This window comes from Jiella endophytica, assembly GCF_004519335.1.
GTDB lineage: Bacteria > Pseudomonadota > Alphaproteobacteria > Rhizobiales > Rhizobiaceae > Jiella > Jiella endophytica.
Window position 1 is genome coordinate 460,724 of the sequence record NZ_SOZD01000002.1, and the last position, 16,450, is coordinate 477,173.

The following is a 16,450-nucleotide window of genomic DNA, read 5'->3' on the forward strand; positions in this document are numbered from 1 at the left end:
AACGCAGCCCGAAGGGCTGCGTGGCCGCCGACGTCAGGCGGCTTCGAGCAGCATTGCCCCGCCGAGGCCGCCGCCGATGCATTGGGTGGCGATGCCGCGCTTCTTGCCGAGACGCTTCAGCGCGTTGGCAAGATGCAGGGTGATCCGGTTGCCGGAGGTGCCGACCGGATGGCCGAGGGCGATCGCCCCGCCGTCGACGTTCAGCTTGTCGCGCTCAATCTGCCCGCCACGCCCCTCGAGACCGAGCACGCCGTCGGCGACCTCCGGCTGGTCGAGCGCAGCGACACAGGAGAGTACCTGCGCCGCGAAGGCCTCGTTCAGCTCCCACAGGTCGACGTCGGCGACCGCCATGTCCTGACGCCTGAGGATCGGCGCGACCGAGGTAACCGGGCCGAGGCCCATGATCGACGGGTCGAGCCCGCCCCAATCGGAATCGACGATCCTGGCGAGTGGCGTCAGGCCGTATTTCTCCACCGCCGCCTCGGAGGCGAGGATGGTCCAGGAGGCCCCGTCGGTGATCTGCGAGGAGTTGCCCGGCGTGACCTTGCCGTAGGGCCGCTCGAAGGCCGGCCTCAGCTTGGCGAGATCCTGCACCGTGGTGTTCGGCCGGATGCCGTCGTCATGGTCGTAGACGGTGCCGTCCCTAGCGATCGCCGGGAGCATCTCCTCCTTCAGCCTGCCGTTCTTCGTCGCCTCGCCGAGCCTGCGATGGCTCTCGATGGCATAGGCGTCCGCATCGCGGCGGGAGACATTGAAGAGATGCGCCAGCTTTTCGGCCGTCTGGCCCATGTTGAGATCGGTGATCGGGTCGGTCAGGCCGCGTTCGAGGCCGATGACCGGCTTCAGATAGCCGGGCTTCAGCTGCGCAAACACCTTCGCCCGCTCGCCCACCGACTTTGCCCGGTTGAGCGCCGCGAACCATTCGACTGCACCGCTGGACAGGACCAGCGGCGAATGGCTGAGCGCCTCGGTACCACCGGCCAGCACGATCTCGTGGGTGCCCCGCTCGATGTAGCGGAAGGCAGTATCGATTGACTGCATGCCGGAGCCGCAATTGATCTGCACCGTGAAGGCCGGGATCTCGTCGGAGAGGCCGAGACGCAGGGACGCGACCCGCGCCGGGTTCATCTCGTCGGCGACGACGTTGACACAGCCGAGCACGACGAGATCGATCGCCGAGACCGGAAAGCCCTGCCGCAGGAGCAGCGGCCGACCGCACTGGACGGCGAGATCGACGGGGGTAAAGGGGCCTGGACGCCCGCGCGCCTTGATGAAGGGCGTGCGGGCGCCGTCGACCAAATAGACAGGTTGTGAATTCACTCGGCGGCCTCGCGCGGATGCATGGCGTCGACGCCGGCCTTGCGCTGCGAGGCGTGCTGGTCGGCGATGGGCGAAACGTCGTGCGCCTCGTAGGCGTCGACTGCGACCACCTTGGCGACCGCCTCCTTCACCGTCATCAGGCGCCCGTATTCCTCCTCGGTGATAACGCCCGCATCGCGCGCGACAAGCGGATCCTTGATTTTCTTTTCGCGCATCTTCTTCTCGATCGGCGCAGCGTCGCAGACGCGCTCGAAGGCGGTCTCGAGATCCTTCACCGGATGCGAGGCATGGCGCTCGCCGAGATAGAGATCCGGAGTCAGCCGATCGCGCTGCGAGGACGGCCGCATCATGATCGCCGCCACCTCGCTGGTCAGCTCGTCCGAAGGCTCCTGATAGGGAACGCCGATCGGGAAGGCGAGGAAGCGGACGAGGCCCGCCGCCCAGCGGGCCGGCAGATTGTCGAGCACGCCGTTGAAGGCGATGCCGAGCCGGCAGTAGCCCTTCTCCATGATGTATTCGATCAGCGGCTTGTCGGCCTCCGGCCGGCCCTCGACCTCGAAGCGCTTCAGCACCGCACCGAGGAGATAAAGCTCCGCCAGGATGTCGCCGAGACGCGCCGACAGCATCTCCTTGCGCTTCAGCGCACCGCCGAGGGTCAGGAGCGACAGGTCGGACAGAAGCGAGAAAGCCGCGGCATAGCGCGACAGCTGGCGCCAGTGGCCGGTGAAGGCGGCATCCTTCGGCGCCGGCGCCGCGAGGCCGCCGGTCCAGCCGCGGGCGAAACTGCGCCAGGCGGTCTTCATCGAATGGCCGACATGGGCCCAGAACTGCTTGTCGAACTCGGCGAGGCCGCGATCCTTGTCCTCGTCGGACAGAGCCAGCATCTCCTTCAGCATGTAGGGATGGGCTCGGATGGCACCCTGGCCGAAGATCATCAGATTGCGGGTGAGGATGTTGGCGCCCTCGACGGTGATGCCGATCGGCACCGACTGGTACATCGGCGCGAGATAGTTCTTCTCGCCCTCGATGATCCCCTTGCCGCCATGGATGTCCATTGCCCGCTCGACGCATTCGCGCATGCGGTAGGTGGCGTGCGCCTTCATGATCGCAGAAAGCACCGAGGGCTTGTGGCCCTCGTCGAGGGCGGCGACCGTCAGCCGCCGCGCGGCGTCAATCAGATAGGCGTTGGCGACGATCTCGGCGAGCGGCTGCTGGATGCCCTCGAACATACCGATCGGCACGCCGAACTGGGTGCGCACCCTTGCATAGGCGCCGGTGACGCGAGCGCAGTAAGCCGCAGCCGCGGCCGACTGGGAGGGCAGCGAGATCGAGCGACCGGCCGCCAGCGCCGTCATCAGCATGGTCCAGCCCTGGCCGATCTGCTTCGGCCCGCCGAGGATCCAGTCGAGCGGGATGAAGACGTCCTTGCCGGTCAGCGGGCCGTTCTGGAAATAGGTGTGCAGCGGGATGTGGCGCTCGCCATGGCTGACGCCTCTGGTCGCGGTCGGCAACAGCGCGACGGTGATGCCGAGATCCTCGCCCTTGCCGAGATGGTTCTCGGGATCGAGCATCTTGAAGGCGAGGCCCATCACGGTCGCGACCGGACCGAGGGTGATGTAGCGCTTGTGGAAGTTCAGCCGGATGCCGAGGACTTCCTTGCCGTTGTGCTCACCGTATTCGACGACGCCGGTATCGGTCATCGCCGCGGCGTCGGAGCCGGCATCCGGTGAGGTGAGGCCAAAGCAGGGAATCTCGCGGCCGTCGGCAAGGCGTGGCAGCCAGTAGTCCTGCTGCTCGCGGGTGCCGAAATGCAGCATCAGTTCGCCGGGGCCGAGCGAGTTCGGCACCATGACGGTGACGCCGGCGACGACGGACACCGACGAGACCTTGCGGACGATCTCCGAATGGGCGGTGTTGGAAAAGCCGAGGCCGCCGTAGCGCTTCGGGATGATCATGCCGAAGAACTTCTTCTCCCGCAGGAAATTCCACACCTCTTCCGGCAGGTCATGGGTCTCGGAGGAGATCTTCCAGTCGTCGATCATCCCGCAGAGCTCGTTGACCGGGCCGTCCATGAAGGCCTGCTCTTCGGGCGAGAGCCGCGCCGGCGGCGTCGCGATCAGCGCGTCCCAATCCGGATTGCCGGAAAACAGCTGGCCATCCCACCAGACGGTTCCGGCACCGATGGCCTCTTCCTCGGTCTTGGAAATGGCCGGCATGACGCCCTTGGCCCATTTGAAGATCGGGCGGGTGATCTTGTCCTTGCGAAACGACATGGAACGGCTCCCTTTCGGCTCCTGCCGGGGCTAATGGCTGAACAGCCTCCCGGGTTTCGACTCTGCGACGCACATAGCGAACTTTTACGTAAACGTCAAAACCTTCGACCGACGGATGCGCCCCCGGGGGCACCGTCGCTGCCCCTGGAGAATACGCTTGCCAAGGCCGGCAAGGAATCCCCGACAGCTGCGATGACGGGCGGTGCGACGAAACGGCCGCGGGTCAGCGCTTGTCGTCCGCAAGCCACTGCGAGACCTGAGCCGCAGCGGGAAATGCCAGGGGACCGCCCGCAGCACGAGTGGTTTTGCGCCAGCGCGCGCACTAAATCGTGACGACGAAACGGGCGTCCCCGACGCGCCTTTTCCTCCCAATTTCCTGGAGTTTCTTCCCCGTGCTGACCGTCCACCACCTCAACAATTCCCGCTCCCAGCGCGTGCTCTGGCTGCTGGAGGAACTCGGCGCGCCCTATGAGGTGAAGCACTATCAGCGGGGCAAGGACCTGCAGGCGCCGAAGGAACTGCGGCAGATCCATCCGCTCGGCAAGTCGCCGGTGATCACCGACGGGGAGACGACCATCGCCGAGACGGGGGCGATCGTCGAATACATCCTTGCACGGCATGGCGAGGGCCGGCTGATGCCGCCGGAAGGCAGCGACGACTACTGGACCGTCCGGCATTTCCTCCACTACGCCGAGGGCTCGGCGATGCCGCCCTTGTTCCTGATGCTGGTCCTGCAGATGATCCCGGACAGGGCGCCGTTCTTCGCCAAGCCGATCCTGAAGACGGCGATGGAGAAGGTCGACGAATTGCTGGTCAAGCCGCAGATGGCTCTGCACATCGACCACTGGGAGCGTGCGATCGGCGAGACCGGCTGGTTCGCCGGCCCGGACCTCACCGTCGCCGACATCATGATGAGTTTTCCGGTCGAGACTGCCGCCCAGCGCTTCGGCTACGAATATCATCCGCGGTTGCGGGACTTCCTTCTGCGCATTCACGAGCGGCCGGCCTATCGCCGCGGCCTGAAGCGTGGAGGGCCCTACGCCTATGCCTGAGGAGCCGGCGCGGCGACAGGCCGGGCGGGCGGAGAGATTGCGGCATACCGGGCGAATGTCGGAAGATCGGTCCATCCACGCGGATTCACGGATGAAGGGCTAGGGAAGGTGAAGCGTCGTCATCCCGGCCAACCAGCCGGGATGACGAACCGACCACGCCATCGCCCCTGCCCGCCACTAGCCGAGCTTTCGGTCGGCGGCTATCATTCCCGGCGCGGACTGAAGCAGCGCGCGAGGGCGACCCATGGCTCTGAAATTCCTGGTCTTCTACGGCTCCTATCGCCGCGACCGCATGGGTATCCGCCTCGCCGACTTCGTCACACGCGGTTTGAAGCAGCGCGGCGCCGATTGCGAGCTGATCGATGCGAAAGCCCTCGACCTGCCAATGCTCGACCGGATGTACAAGGAATACGCCCCGGGCACCGCGCCGGCGGCGCTCGAGACCCTCGCCGGGAAGATCAAGGCGGCGGACGGCTTCGTCTTCGTCACCGGCGAATACAATTGGGGCATGCAACCGGGCCTGAAGAACCTCACCGATCATTTCCTGGAGGAATGGTTCTGGCGGCCGGCGGCGATCGCCAGCTATTCCGCCGGACGCTTTTCCGGCGTCCGGGCGGCCCTTGCGTGGCACGGCACCCTGTCGGAAATGGGCATGGTGGTGATTTCCTCGGCGCTCTCGGTGGGTGGCATCGGCGGCGCGCTGGACGAGGCGGGCCAGCCGACGGGCCCCTCCGGCGCATCTGTCGAAAAGGCGTTTCCGCGCTTTGCCGAGGACCTCGAATGGTGGGCCGAAGCTGCCAGCGCCCAGAAGGCCAGGACACCGCCGCCTTATTGAACCGCACGGGGCGGCGTCGGTCGCGAGATGGCGAGATGGCGAGATGGCGAGAAGGGGTGCACGACAGTCCGCATGGCGTTAGGATGACGTAACGTCATCATTCACCCGCGACCGGCCCATGCGACCTCTCGTCCTTGTCCTCTGCCTCCTGACGACGACCTCGCCCGCGATGGAGTTTCATGTCGAGGGCGAGACCATCCGCGCCACCGGCCCGATCGAAAAGGGCGACGCTAAAACGTTCACGGCCAGGCTCGCACCGCTGATCGACTCGCCGCTCTGGACCCTCGCCTTTTCCTCCCCCGGCGGCAATCTCATCGAGGGAATGCGGCTCGGCGAGGCGATCCACGCGACCTATGCCGGGACGCTGGTCGAGGCCGGCCAAAGCTGCCTCAGCGCCTGCGCCATCGCCTTTCTCGGCGGGCGATCCTTCGGCACATATGCCCATGGCGTTCGCCGGGAGATCGAGCCTGGAGCGCGGCTCGGCTATCACGGCTTCTTTTCCGGCCGGAATGATCAGGTCGAGCTGGTCAACGAGGTGCTTGACCAGTCGCGCCTCGTCAATGCGCTGCTCCTCGACTACGCGACAAGGATGCGCGAGGTCGATGGCGGGCTCCTGTCGAAGCTGCTGACGACGGCGCCTGCCGAGATGGAGATGATTGACACGCCGGCCGAGCTATCCGGCCTCGGCATCGCACTTGTTGGCGAGCCGCTGCCTTTGCCGCAGGACTGGGCGAAAACGGCATGCCGGAATGCCGTGCGAACAATGATCGGCGCTTTCGCCGACGCCGGGCCGCTGATCGGCGGCGATGAAGCTCCGATCGCCGACCCGGAAGGCCTCCAGAGGCAGATGCTGGACGACCGCTATCCGCCAGCAGGCGGCAGTGAGGCCGCGCGGGCGGCGCTGGCGGGGCTCGCCCCAGGCGACGCCATCGAACTGGTGGCCGGCGAGGCGATCTTCATCGAGCCCGAAAACCCGACCATGCGGGTGCCACTGAACCATGGCGGCGGCTTTCTCGGGGATGCCTGCTATACAACTTCGGATGGCAGCTCCGTCACCACCCTGATCGTCAACGGCATCGACCGCACCGTGACACTGCAACGTGGCGATCCGCTTTCAGCCCACGATCCCGACCGGCCGCTCTGGTAGCCTGCAAGCCTCGAGGTGGAGACAGGCTTGTCTGTCACCGCCCCTGGGTCATCAGGATCTTCACGGCGAAGACCGAGAACACGCTGGCGAAGATCCAGTCGACCGTGCGGGTGATCTTCGGCCGCCGCCTCAGCGCCGCCGACAGCTTGTCCGCCGCGAAGATCATCGCCAGCGAAAAGGGTGTCGCGAAGACGATGAAATAAAGGCCGAGGAAGAACAGCTTCTGGCCGGCATGCGGATCTCCGGCATCGACGAATTGCGGCAGGAAGGTCACGAAGAACAGGATGATCTTCGGGTTCGACAGGTTGATGCCGATCCCCGTCAGCCAGTTGGCCTTCAGGGTCGGCGCCTTTTTCTCGCCTTTCGCATCCAGCTTGAAGGTCGAGCCGGAGCGGATCGCCTGGATGGCGAGAAAGATCAGATAGCCTGCGCCGCCGATCTTCAGGACGAGGAATGCCTCCGGTGAGGCAGCGATCAGCGCCGACAGGCCGACGGCCGCCAGCGTCGTATGGATCAGCGAACCGGTGGACGCGCCGGCGAAGGCGGCAATCCCCGCGGCCCGTCCGCCGGCGAGCGTGCGGCCGAGAAACAGCGTCATGTCCGGGCCAGGCGTGATGGTCAGCACGAAACAGGCGAGCGAGAAGGCAAGAAGCGTCGAGAGGTCGGGAATGAAGGTCATCGGAATACCCGTTGCGAATGCCGCCATGAATAGGCGTCCTCGTGGCGCGACGCCACCTGCTTTTCGGTCCGCGCCGATCCGTGCGACGCCTTGTTCCCTTCGCCGGAGCTTTTGTGTAGACCGCCGTCAAACGAACATCTCCAGAGCGAGCAGACACGAGAGCCATGGCACTCCCACGTGACGTCAAGAAGGTCGTCCTCGCCTATTCGGGCGGCCTCGACACCTCGATCATCCTGAAATGGCTGCAGACCGAACTCGGCGCCGAGGTGGTGACCTTCACCGCCGATCTCGGCCAGGGCGAGGAACTGACCCCGGCTCGCGAAAAGGCCGAGCGGATGGGGATCAAGGAGATCTATATCGAGGACGTGCGCGAGGAATTCTGCCGCGACTTCGTCTTTCCGATGTTCCGGGCCAATGCCGTCTATGAGGGCACCTACCTTCTCGGCACCTCGATCGCCCGGCCGCTGATTTCCAAGCGGCTCGTCGAGATCGCCCACGAGACCGGCGCCGACGCGATCGCCCACGGCGCCACCGGCAAGGGCAACGACCAGGTGCGGTTCGAGCTCTCGGCCTATGCGCTCGATCCGGACATCAAGGTCATTGCGCCCTGGCGGGACTGGCAGTTCAAGTCGCGCACCGATCTGATCGACTTCGCCGAGAAGAACCAGATCCTCGTTACCAAGGACAAGAAGGGCGAGGCGCCCTTCTCGGTCGACGCCAACCTCCTGCACTCCTCCTCCGAGGGCAAGGTGCTGGAGGACCCGGCCGAGACCCCGCCGCCCTACGTCTTCATGCGCACTGTCAGCCCCGAAGAGGCGCCGGACGAGCCGACCATCGTCACCATCGGCTTCGAGAAAGGCGACCCGGTCTCGATCGACGGCAAGGCGATGAAGCCGCACGAGCTTCTCGCCGCCCTCAACGATCTCGGCCGCGACAACGGCATCGGCCGGCTGGATCTTGTCGAGAACCGCTTCGTCGGGATGAAGTCGCGCGGCGTCTACGAGACGCCCGGCGGCACCATCCTCCTCGCCGCCCACCGGGCGATCGAGTCGATCACCCTCGACCGCGGCGCTGCGCATCTCAAGGACGAGTTGATGCCGCGCTATGCCGAGCTGATCTATAACGGCTTCTGGTTCTCGCCCGAGCGCGAGATGCTGCAGGCGGCGATCGACCTCAGCCAGCGACATGTCGAGGGCGAGGTGCGGCTGAAGCTCTACAAGGGCAATGTCATCGTCGAGGGCCGTTCCTCGCCGAAATCGCTCTATTCCGATGCCCTCGTCACCTTCGAGGATGACCATGGCGCCTATGACCAGAAGGACGCCGCCGGCTTCATCAAGCTGAACGCGCTGCGGCTGAGGACGCTCGCCAAACGCGATGGACGGTGAGCCAAGACCCATCTGCCCGGTTGGCATGACGCTCTAAACGCATCGGCAAAGTCCCTGACACGGGCTCGGCCGAAGCCTTGATTGTCGCCTTTCAAACGCCCGACCCGCGGCGCCGGAACCCCCGCTTGCTGGCGCTCGACGCCCTTCCGTTTTTGGCCAGAAGTCAATTGACACGAAGCAACGCTAGGTTACTTTAAGTGAGGCAGCCTGCCCTGGCTTCTCATCGGCGCATTCGGCTTGTAGCCTGTGGCCACCAGTCGGAGACGTCTCTGATGCGCCATCCTGGCGGCAGTTGGTAAGGGTGCGCAACGCCAAACGACTTCGGGTTGAGCCGCACAATGTCGAGCACCGCACAATTTCCTGTACCATCTTCGTCAGATCCTGCACCGCAGCTTTCGGGCACAGGGGCGCAGTTGGACAGCGTCGGAAGCCTGACACAAGAAGCGTCAACAGACGCGGTGCGAATTCCGATGAAGACACTCCTCGTCGCCTCGATCAAGGATGAGGGTCCATGGCTCGTCGAATGGATCGCCTATCATCGCGCCATTGGCTTCAGCGATATTCTGATCTGCCAGAACGACTCCACGGACGGCACGGATGCCCTGTTGTCGAGGCTGAGCGATATCGGGGAGATCACCTATATCGACAACTCCGGATGCAACGGACGGCCGCAACTGTCCGCCTACCGCAAGGCGTATGAGTCGGATCTCTACCGGTCGGCCGACTGGTGCCTGTGCATCGACAGCGACGAATACTTCGTCCCGCACGAACGTGAGGGAGTGGACGACTTCCTGCAGACATATACCGAGATGGATGCCATCGCCGTCAACTGGCTCAATTTCGGATCTGCAGGAAACGACGTGTGGCAGCCAGGCCTTCTCATGGACCGCTTCACGCGATGCGCCGCGCCCGACTGCCGGACAAACTTTCATTTCAAGAGTTTCCACAGGATCGGCGCCGGGTTCAGCGGCTTCGGGCCGCATCGTCCCTGGGGAGACCCGAGGGATCGCTACGTCTATGCGGATGGAACGATCGTTCCTTACCATGTCCAGGAAGCCGGTCTGCCCGACTATATCAATCACAGCCGGGCGCAGATCAACCACTACTCGGTCCGAAGCCGCGAAGAATTCCACAGAAAACAGGCCCGAGGCGACGGGTTCGTCGAAACACGCGTCTACAATCCTAAAAAGTTTCAAATCCTCAACAAGAACGACTCGCGCAATCTCAGCATCAAACGTTTCCACAAGCGGACACTCGATCAATTGTTTCGCCTGATGTCCGATCGGGATCTGCCGTGGCTGCACTACAAGAGCTGCATGCACCATTTCAAATCCTACGCGGCCTCACTGCTCATTCTCATGACGAATGTCTTTGTCGAATTCCCGGTCTACGACTTCGTTTGACCTCACTTCTGATAGGTGATTTTCCCGCCCTTCTCTTCGAAGACCCGGGTCCATTCCCTCATATAGCTTTCCCGTTCTTGGACGAGGCTTTTGGCGCTTATTTCACGGTCCCTCGCTAGAAACCGCGATTTTTTCAAGTATTCCTGACAGGATAACGTATCGATCAGATACGGGCCTCGCAGGCCGCCATGCAGAGGCAGCGGATTGAGCTGCGCGTAGATGTAGTAACTGTCGAAAGCATTCAAGGCACTGTCGATCGACGGGAACGTGTTGCTGATCGAGTTCGTTCGGGAAATATAAGCTACCCGACGGGCTTTCCGACTATAGACGATGTTGTGCATCGCCGAACCAACCAGCCCGACGATTTCACGCGCTCCAGCAAACGCGGCGATTTGCTGGCGAAGTGAGATGCGGGCCGGATCCACCGCCACATAGCCCTCCTCCTGGAGGAGTTCCTGGAGCGTGCCTTCGCCAACGGCGGGCGCCACCCCCTCACCCCTGAGGACAAATATTCGCTCGGCGCTGTTCCTGGCCTCACACATTTCCGCAAGACGTTGAAACGGCGCGATGAACGCCCGACTGACCCAGCCTCGCTCCACGGCCGAGACGTCAGGCACGATCAGAGATCCAGCTCGGACGCCCTTCTTGCCGCGAACAAAAACCGGCCTGATCCCAAGCAGACCGAAGAACTCCTCGGCAAAAGTCGGAACCTTCATCCCCATCATCTGGAAAACGACAGGACCCTTGTAGTTGTTTTCGACCACCCACCAGAGCCGCGTCGTCGTTTCGATGACGAAATGGCCGAAATGACTGAAGAAATAACCTCCATAGACCGCTTCGTCGTAGCTCTCCGAAAAATCGAAGGAGGACAATGCGTCGACTTCCGAGACAAGGTTATGGAGCTTGCCTCCCCACCCTCTTTGCAGTTCCGAACCTGGAACGAGCTTTCGGTCGCGGTAAACACCACCCGTCAATCGCAACGGACCAATCGAGAGGACCTTTGCCGGCGGGATCAGGCAATCAGAATAGCGCTGGCTGGTGGGTGGGCCGCCCAACCGCTCCTTGAGCATGCTTGCTCGTTCCAAGGGCGTAGCGTTTCCCAGGACGTGTCGCATGCCACGCTTGCCCCTCCAGGAAATTATCTTAAACAATCGACAGGCGGCTATCGAAAGACTTGTGCCGGCGAGGTATGCGGAGTCAGATTACCTAGAGGACTCTCAAGCGCCGTGGGCAAGGTGGACCAACTGCAGCCTACTTTGCAACCGGTAATCAGAGCGCTTCTGTAATGACCGTACGGCGCTTACCCTGCGGGGCGCGTTCGAAGACGATCACGCTATCATATATTGAGATCGACTTGGTCGAACGGGTGAATTGCGACACAGGAACCTGCCCCGCCGTGTGAGGCGCGTTGATCTCGTCGAGCTTGTCCTTCACGAATTCCATGAAAGAACCCTCGGCTTTCAGGCCGCCTCCATATTTCGGCATGTAGCAGGTGTGCGTATCTTCGACCAAGTAGACCCCTGTCGGATTCAGGTGGTGATACAGATGGTCGAAACTGGCTCGCATATGCGCCATCCGATGGCTGCCATCGTCAATGACGATGTCGGGAGCCCCGTATTTGTCGAGTATCGTCTTGAGGAAATCGGGATCGGCCTGGCTACCGATCTGGACGTCGATACCCTCGGCCTCGTGTTGCTTGCATTCCGGGTTGATATCCAGTCCCACGACACGGCAGTCACGGCCGAAATATTCTCGCCACATCGCCAGCGATCCACCGCCGAAGACGCCGATTTCGATCACCAGCGGGGCCTTGCCTCGGAAGCGCTCGAAGTGCCGCTCATAAACATCGAAGTAGTGGAACCACTTGTGTAGCCGCTTGCCGCCATTGTTCAGAAAATACCGATGCAGAAACCCTGATGACACGGTGATGCGCTCCCTCCTCCGACAGATCCCTGGGCCGCTGTGCGAGCGCCCGGTCGGCAGCGCTCACCGGGGTACCAGCGGCGGGCAGCCGCCGTCCCTCCGCAATCCGCTGCCTGCGGGGCCTCGCGATATCTGCGATGTCCTGGAACCTTGCCATTCGCGTCACGCCCGAATGATGCAAATTCCGGCCGACTATGTTCAGACGTCCTTGTAGACGCCGGGCGCCAGAAACTCGACGACCCACTCGTCATCCTGCGGATAATCGCAGCCGACGAATTCGACCATCTCCGCGAGCAATGATTTCGGGTGGAGGATGGCTTTCTCGTAGGAGACCATCATCACCGGCGCATCGCAATAGAGCGAGAACATGACGTTGCGTTGCTGCTGAACCGCAACGTCGGCGACCGCGGATTTCGCCTGGCGCGAATGCCAGCGCATGTGTCCCTTGGTCGTTGCGACGATGTCTCGCGTGACGATGACATAGTGCGGATTGCGGAGCCGCGGCGCAAGGAAAGGCAGATAGTTTGCGGCGTTCGGGTCTTTCCAGCCCCACACGTCGTGTTCCGCGTCGCGCTTCTTGATGGTTTCCAGGCGCTGGGGATTGGGCCGACCGACCATGTCCTTGTCTTCGTGATTGTTCGGGACCTCATGGCCCATGAAGATGCCCAGCTTGCGCATGACGCCACCGATCGCGCTGGTCCCGCCCCGCGGCACACCAAAGCACACGAAGGTTTTTTGGCTCGCGGACTTTCGGCCCGGTCTGACGCCCCAGACAAGCGAAGTCGAGACGCGCGATTTCTGGTCTAGCATTTTCCACTCGCAGGAAGCTGGTGCAAAGGATTGATGCGCCTTGTTGACAGGTCGAAAGAAGCGGCCGAGCGCTCGACACCCGAATAAGCGTCGGACGTCAGGCGGGTTTGCCTTGGGGAAGGGCGAACAGTCAAACTCTCTCAGATTGAATCGCCATCGCCGCGGCATCTTCGCGGGGCGACCGTGATTGGGGTGAGATCGACAGGTAGGAGGAAGCGCTGGTCAGGGTGTCAAGGCGGGTGACGCAAACGGACATGCGATTCCGGCAATGATTTGGCATTGCAGTAGAATTCAGATACCCGTCGTCGCACTGCAACCAAATCCATTCTGCAAGGATGTCTTCCTTCCGCGGCCAACCTTCTCATAGCCAAGACCGGCAACCCTCGGTCACGGCGAGGCGGAAAAATCGAAACCGCTTGCGATAGCGCGTTTGAGGCGAGCTCGAATGTCGCGACACCTTCTGCTCACCGCGCGACGTTCGGCCTTTGATTTTGCTCACCCAGCATCTTATTTCGCCAACGCCAGATCAGGTCCCGGCTTGTGCAGCGGCTTTGCCCGATGCGCCCTCTGACGTGCTTGGCGCGAGGATGGAACTGTCGAACCCCTTCGATCGTGATAGGGTTCTCAAGTTGGCGGGCATCCGATGAGGACTGGCGACGCCGGCTTCTCGCCACGCCAGATGCCGCTGAACAGGACAAGACGTCGATGCTGTTTCTAGTCTCCGGAATGCCCTCGGCTTACAGCCGCTTCGGGTTCATGACGGTGAGAGCGATCGCTCAGGCAGTCCACGGCGGGATCGATGCGATGCAGTTCGCGCGCCTGGAGAAGTTCTACCAGGCCTACAAAAATCGGAAAAAGGACGGTTTCGTCGCCTTCATCAATCCGGGCGACCAGCGGATCCCGAAGCTCCTTCAACAGACGCAATCGAAGGTCGTCCTGTTCGACGATGATCTCTCGCATGCCGTAGCGACCGTGATGGCACGGCAGAAGAAGGAATTCCGATCGGCCATGCGGGTCGCGATCATGGCGTCGACAAACGTTGCGATCTTCAGCAGAATGACCAGCGCGGTCGTCTATCCGCAGCCCGGGCCGAACGCCCTGCTCCTGCCTTTCATCCAATCCCTAGCCTGGTTTCACGGCGTCGAGCCGGACAGCGAGCTGGTGGAGAAGGTCCGCGTTTTCCTCGACCTCGGCGCCATCACGCCGCGCACCACCATCCGCGAGGCCTTGCGCAGCTATTCCTCCGAGTTCGACGACGTCGACGGCATTCTCGACGGGCTGGACGCCCAGGAACTCGAAATCCTGCAGACATTGCGGCAGTCCTATCCCGGCTGTCTGAACCCTGAAAGCCGCGTGCCGATGCGGTGGCCGGCACGTGCCCTGTTCGACCCGATCCACCGCGACATGCCGTTGGAAACGCCGATCCAGATGCTGGGTAAGGCCCGCATGCTGGCGAGCGGCCCGGCCTACCACCTGCCCCCGGGCGAGTGGATCGCGCAGGTCGTGATCGAGGTGAACGGCAACTTTTCGCAGAACAAGCTTTCGATGCAGATCCTCGAGGACAAGAAGGTGCGCGGCGAACTCGATCTCGACCTTCCCGCTAAAGGCCGCCTCGCCTTGACCCAGGCCTTTGTCGTCGAGGACCCGTCCAAACAGATCTCCTTCGCCTTCGAGATGAAGGAAGGCGCGATCGAGGGCGAGTTCTCGGTCGAGTCGCTTCAGCTACGCAATATCCGACAGATCGAGGCGATCTGATCCATCGGCCGGGGCAAGGGCTGCGCCCTCCCCGGCCATCCAGGCATCCTATTCCGCCGGCTGCGGCTCGGCTTCAGAAACCGGTTCGCCGCGGTTGAAGGCCATGCCGGCAATCACCAAGGCGAGCCAGACGAGCGCCAGGATCGGCCAGATTCCCCCATAGATGATCGCCATGCCGATGAGCCCGGCCTGGACGACGTAATAGGTCATGGTGATCAGCGTCATGCGGATAACCTCGCCCTCGCGATCGGTGAGGCCGGCGACGGCGGAGGCGGCAACGACGTTGTGGACGCAGATCATGTTGCCTGCGGCGCCGCCCACCGCCTGCAGCGTCACGACGATCATCGCCCCGGCGGCGCCGAGGCCGATCTGCTCGGCGGCGGAGAACTGGAACAGCGAGAACATCATGTTGGACACGGTGTTCGAGCCGGCGATGAAGGCGCCGAGTGCGCCGATCAGCGGCGCGAACAGCGGCCAGGCCGTGCCGGCGACGCTCGAGACGCCCTCGGCAAGCACCAGCGGCATCGATTCCAGCGGCCCCTTGCCGGTGTTGAGGAACACCTGGACCATCGGCACCGCCAGAAGCAGGGCGGGCGCTGCGGCAACCATGGTGCGGCCGGAATTCGCCCAGGCCCTGGCATAGGCCGAGCCGCTCATCCGGTAGATCGCCACCGAGATCAGCGAGGCGAGGATGAGGACGGCGCCCGGCGAATAGAGAAGCTGCGCCTTCACCTCGATGCCCGAACCGAAGAGGTCGGAAAGGGCGATGGTCGTCGACGGCGACGTGAGCCAGGCCTTGAGCGGCGCGATCGTGCGGGTGAGGACGAGGAGAAGGGCGATGATCAGATATGGCGACCAGGCGCGCAGCAGCGAGATGCGGGCGCCCTCGCCGCCGGTGACGGCCTCGGCATCGCCAGTCTTCAAAGTGCCGTACCAGTTGTCGTTCCAGCCGGCGCGGGGCGGAAAGTCGAAGCGGTCCTTCGGCAGGAACAGGCCCGCCCGTGCTGCCGGAACGACGATCAGAAGCCCGATGAGGCCGCCGACGAGCGAGGGAAACTCCGGCCCGAGGAGCCAGGCGACGAGATAATAGGGAAGCGTGAAGGCGACGCCGGCGAAGAGTGCGAACTTCCACACCCGAAAACCTTCCCGGAAGGAGCGGTTGGCGCCGAAGAAGCGGGTGAGCATGCCGACCATCAGCAGCGGAATGACAAAGCCGATCAGCGCATGGACCATCGCGACATTGGCCGCGACGCCATAGACATAGTCGATTAGCGAGGTCGGGGCGATCGCCTGGGTGACGCCCTCGTTGCCGGAAAGGCCGGTGTTGACGCCGACCAGCATCGGGGTTCCGACGGCACCGAAGGAGACCGGCGTCGACTGGATGATCAGCGTGACGAGCACGGCGGCCATCGCCGGGAAACCGATGGCGACGAGCAGCGGCGCGGCGACCGCAGCGGGCGTTCCGAAGCCGGACGCCCCCTCGATCATCGAGCCGAACAGCCAGGCGATGATGATCGCCTGGATGCGGCGGTCGGGCGAGAGATCGGTAAAGCCCTGGCGGATCGCCCGGATCGCGCCGCTCTCGTGGACGGTCTGCAGGACGAGGATGGCGCCGAAGATGATGAAGAGCAGGGTCAGCGCTGTGACGAGGCCGTTGACCGTCGCGCCGGCGACAGTGGCGGCCGACTGGCCCCAGACCGTCAGGGCGATGGCGACGGTGGCGAGATAGGCGACGAGCATCGCCAGTTTCGCCGACAGCCGCATGATCACCAGAAGCACGAAAACGATCGCGACCGGCAGCAATGCCAGCGTGAACAAGAGACCCTGACCCATTTTTCGATTCCTCCCCCGGATCGGTTGCGGTGCAA

General features: G+C 63.3%; 13 protein-coding genes. 6 read left to right on the forward strand and 7 right to left on the reverse strand.

The window, feature by feature from the left end; translation table 11 throughout:
* Positions 1–33: 33 nt before the first annotated feature.
* Together E3C22_RS24435 and E3C22_RS07235 are read right to left on the reverse strand one after the other, a co-directional pair.
* The gene (locus tag E3C22_RS24435) at positions 34–1,320 is read right to left on the reverse strand and encodes an acetyl-CoA C-acetyltransferase (protein ID WP_167591647.1); all 1,287 of its coding nucleotides are present in this window, start codon (positions 1,318–1,320) and stop codon (positions 34–36) included.
* A complete protein-coding gene (locus tag E3C22_RS07235; protein WP_134761338.1) occupies positions 1,317–3,593 on the reverse strand; it encodes an acyl-CoA dehydrogenase in 2,277 nt (758 codons plus the stop codon). The genes E3C22_RS24435 and E3C22_RS07235 overlap by 4 nt, the downstream gene beginning before the upstream one ends.
* A gap of 392 nt (positions 3,594–3,985) precedes the next feature.
* Here E3C22_RS07235 and E3C22_RS07240 point away from each other — a divergent pair, with 392 nt between their 5' ends.
* From E3C22_RS07240 to E3C22_RS07250, 3 genes are all read left to right on the forward strand, one after another.
* On the forward strand, positions 3,986–4,645 hold the full coding sequence (locus E3C22_RS07240; RefSeq protein ID WP_134761339.1) for a glutathione S-transferase family protein: 660 nt from the start codon (positions 3,986–3,988) through the stop codon (positions 4,643–4,645).
* A 244-nt stretch (positions 4,646–4,889) separates the two neighbouring features.
* A complete protein-coding gene (locus tag E3C22_RS07245) occupies positions 4,890–5,480 on the forward strand; it encodes an NADPH-dependent FMN reductase (RefSeq protein ID WP_134761340.1) in 591 nt (196 codons plus the stop codon).
* Between the two features lie 118 nt (positions 5,481–5,598).
* Complete coding sequence (locus E3C22_RS07250; RefSeq protein ID WP_134761341.1) at positions 5,599–6,627, forward strand: COG3904 family protein; 1,029 nt, start codon at positions 5,599–5,601, stop codon at positions 6,625–6,627.
* A gap of 34 nt (positions 6,628–6,661) precedes the next feature.
* On the opposite strand, the gene E3C22_RS07255 is transcribed toward E3C22_RS07250, so the two are convergent.
* Positions 6,662–7,306: a LysE family translocator gene (locus E3C22_RS07255; RefSeq protein ID WP_134761842.1), complete on the reverse strand. Its 645-nt coding sequence runs from the start codon at positions 7,304–7,306 to the stop codon at positions 6,662–6,664.
* A gap of 164 nt (positions 7,307–7,470) precedes the next feature.
* On the opposite strand from E3C22_RS07255, the gene E3C22_RS07260 reads away from it, so the two are divergent.
* Together E3C22_RS07260 and E3C22_RS07265 are read left to right on the forward strand one after the other, a co-directional pair.
* A complete protein-coding gene (locus tag E3C22_RS07260) occupies positions 7,471–8,691 on the forward strand; it encodes an argininosuccinate synthase (RefSeq protein WP_134761342.1) in 1,221 nt (406 codons plus the stop codon).
* Between the two features lie 338 nt (positions 8,692–9,029).
* Positions 9,030–10,094, forward strand: coding sequence for a glycosyltransferase family 2 protein (locus E3C22_RS07265; RefSeq protein ID WP_134761343.1), 1,065 nt, complete (start codon positions 9,030–9,032; stop codon positions 10,092–10,094).
* 2 nt (positions 10,095–10,096) lie between these two features.
* On the opposite strand, the gene E3C22_RS07270 is transcribed toward E3C22_RS07265, so the two are convergent.
* The 3 genes from E3C22_RS07270 to E3C22_RS07280 all read right to left on the reverse strand — a co-directional run bounded on the left by E3C22_RS07270 (position 10,097) and on the right by E3C22_RS07280 (position 12,827).
* Positions 10,097–11,164: a glycosyltransferase family 61 protein gene (locus tag E3C22_RS07270; protein ID WP_167591680.1), complete on the reverse strand. Its 1,068-nt coding sequence runs from the start codon at positions 11,162–11,164 to the stop codon at positions 10,097–10,099.
* A gap of 199 nt (positions 11,165–11,363) precedes the next feature.
* A complete protein-coding gene (locus tag E3C22_RS07275; protein WP_134761345.1) occupies positions 11,364–12,017 on the reverse strand; it encodes a class I SAM-dependent methyltransferase in 654 nt (217 codons plus the stop codon).
* 198 nt (positions 12,018–12,215) lie between these two features.
* The gene (locus tag E3C22_RS07280; protein ID WP_134761346.1) at positions 12,216–12,827 is read right to left on the reverse strand and encodes a hypothetical protein; all 612 of its coding nucleotides are present in this window, start codon (positions 12,825–12,827) and stop codon (positions 12,216–12,218) included.
* Between the two features lie 558 nt (positions 12,828–13,385).
* Between E3C22_RS07280 and E3C22_RS07285 the strand changes: the two genes are divergently transcribed.
* Positions 13,386–14,582 (forward strand): hypothetical protein, encoded by a 1,197-nt coding sequence (locus tag E3C22_RS07285; protein ID WP_134761347.1) that lies wholly within the window; start codon positions 13,386–13,388, stop codon positions 14,580–14,582.
* Positions 14,583–14,630: 48 nt separating this feature from the next.
* Here E3C22_RS07285 and E3C22_RS07290 read toward each other — a convergent pair whose 3' ends face one another.
* Positions 14,631–16,415: an L-lactate permease gene (locus tag E3C22_RS07290; protein WP_134761348.1), complete on the reverse strand. Its 1,785-nt coding sequence runs from the start codon at positions 16,413–16,415 to the stop codon at positions 14,631–14,633.
* Positions 16,416–16,450 lie beyond the last annotated feature (35 nt).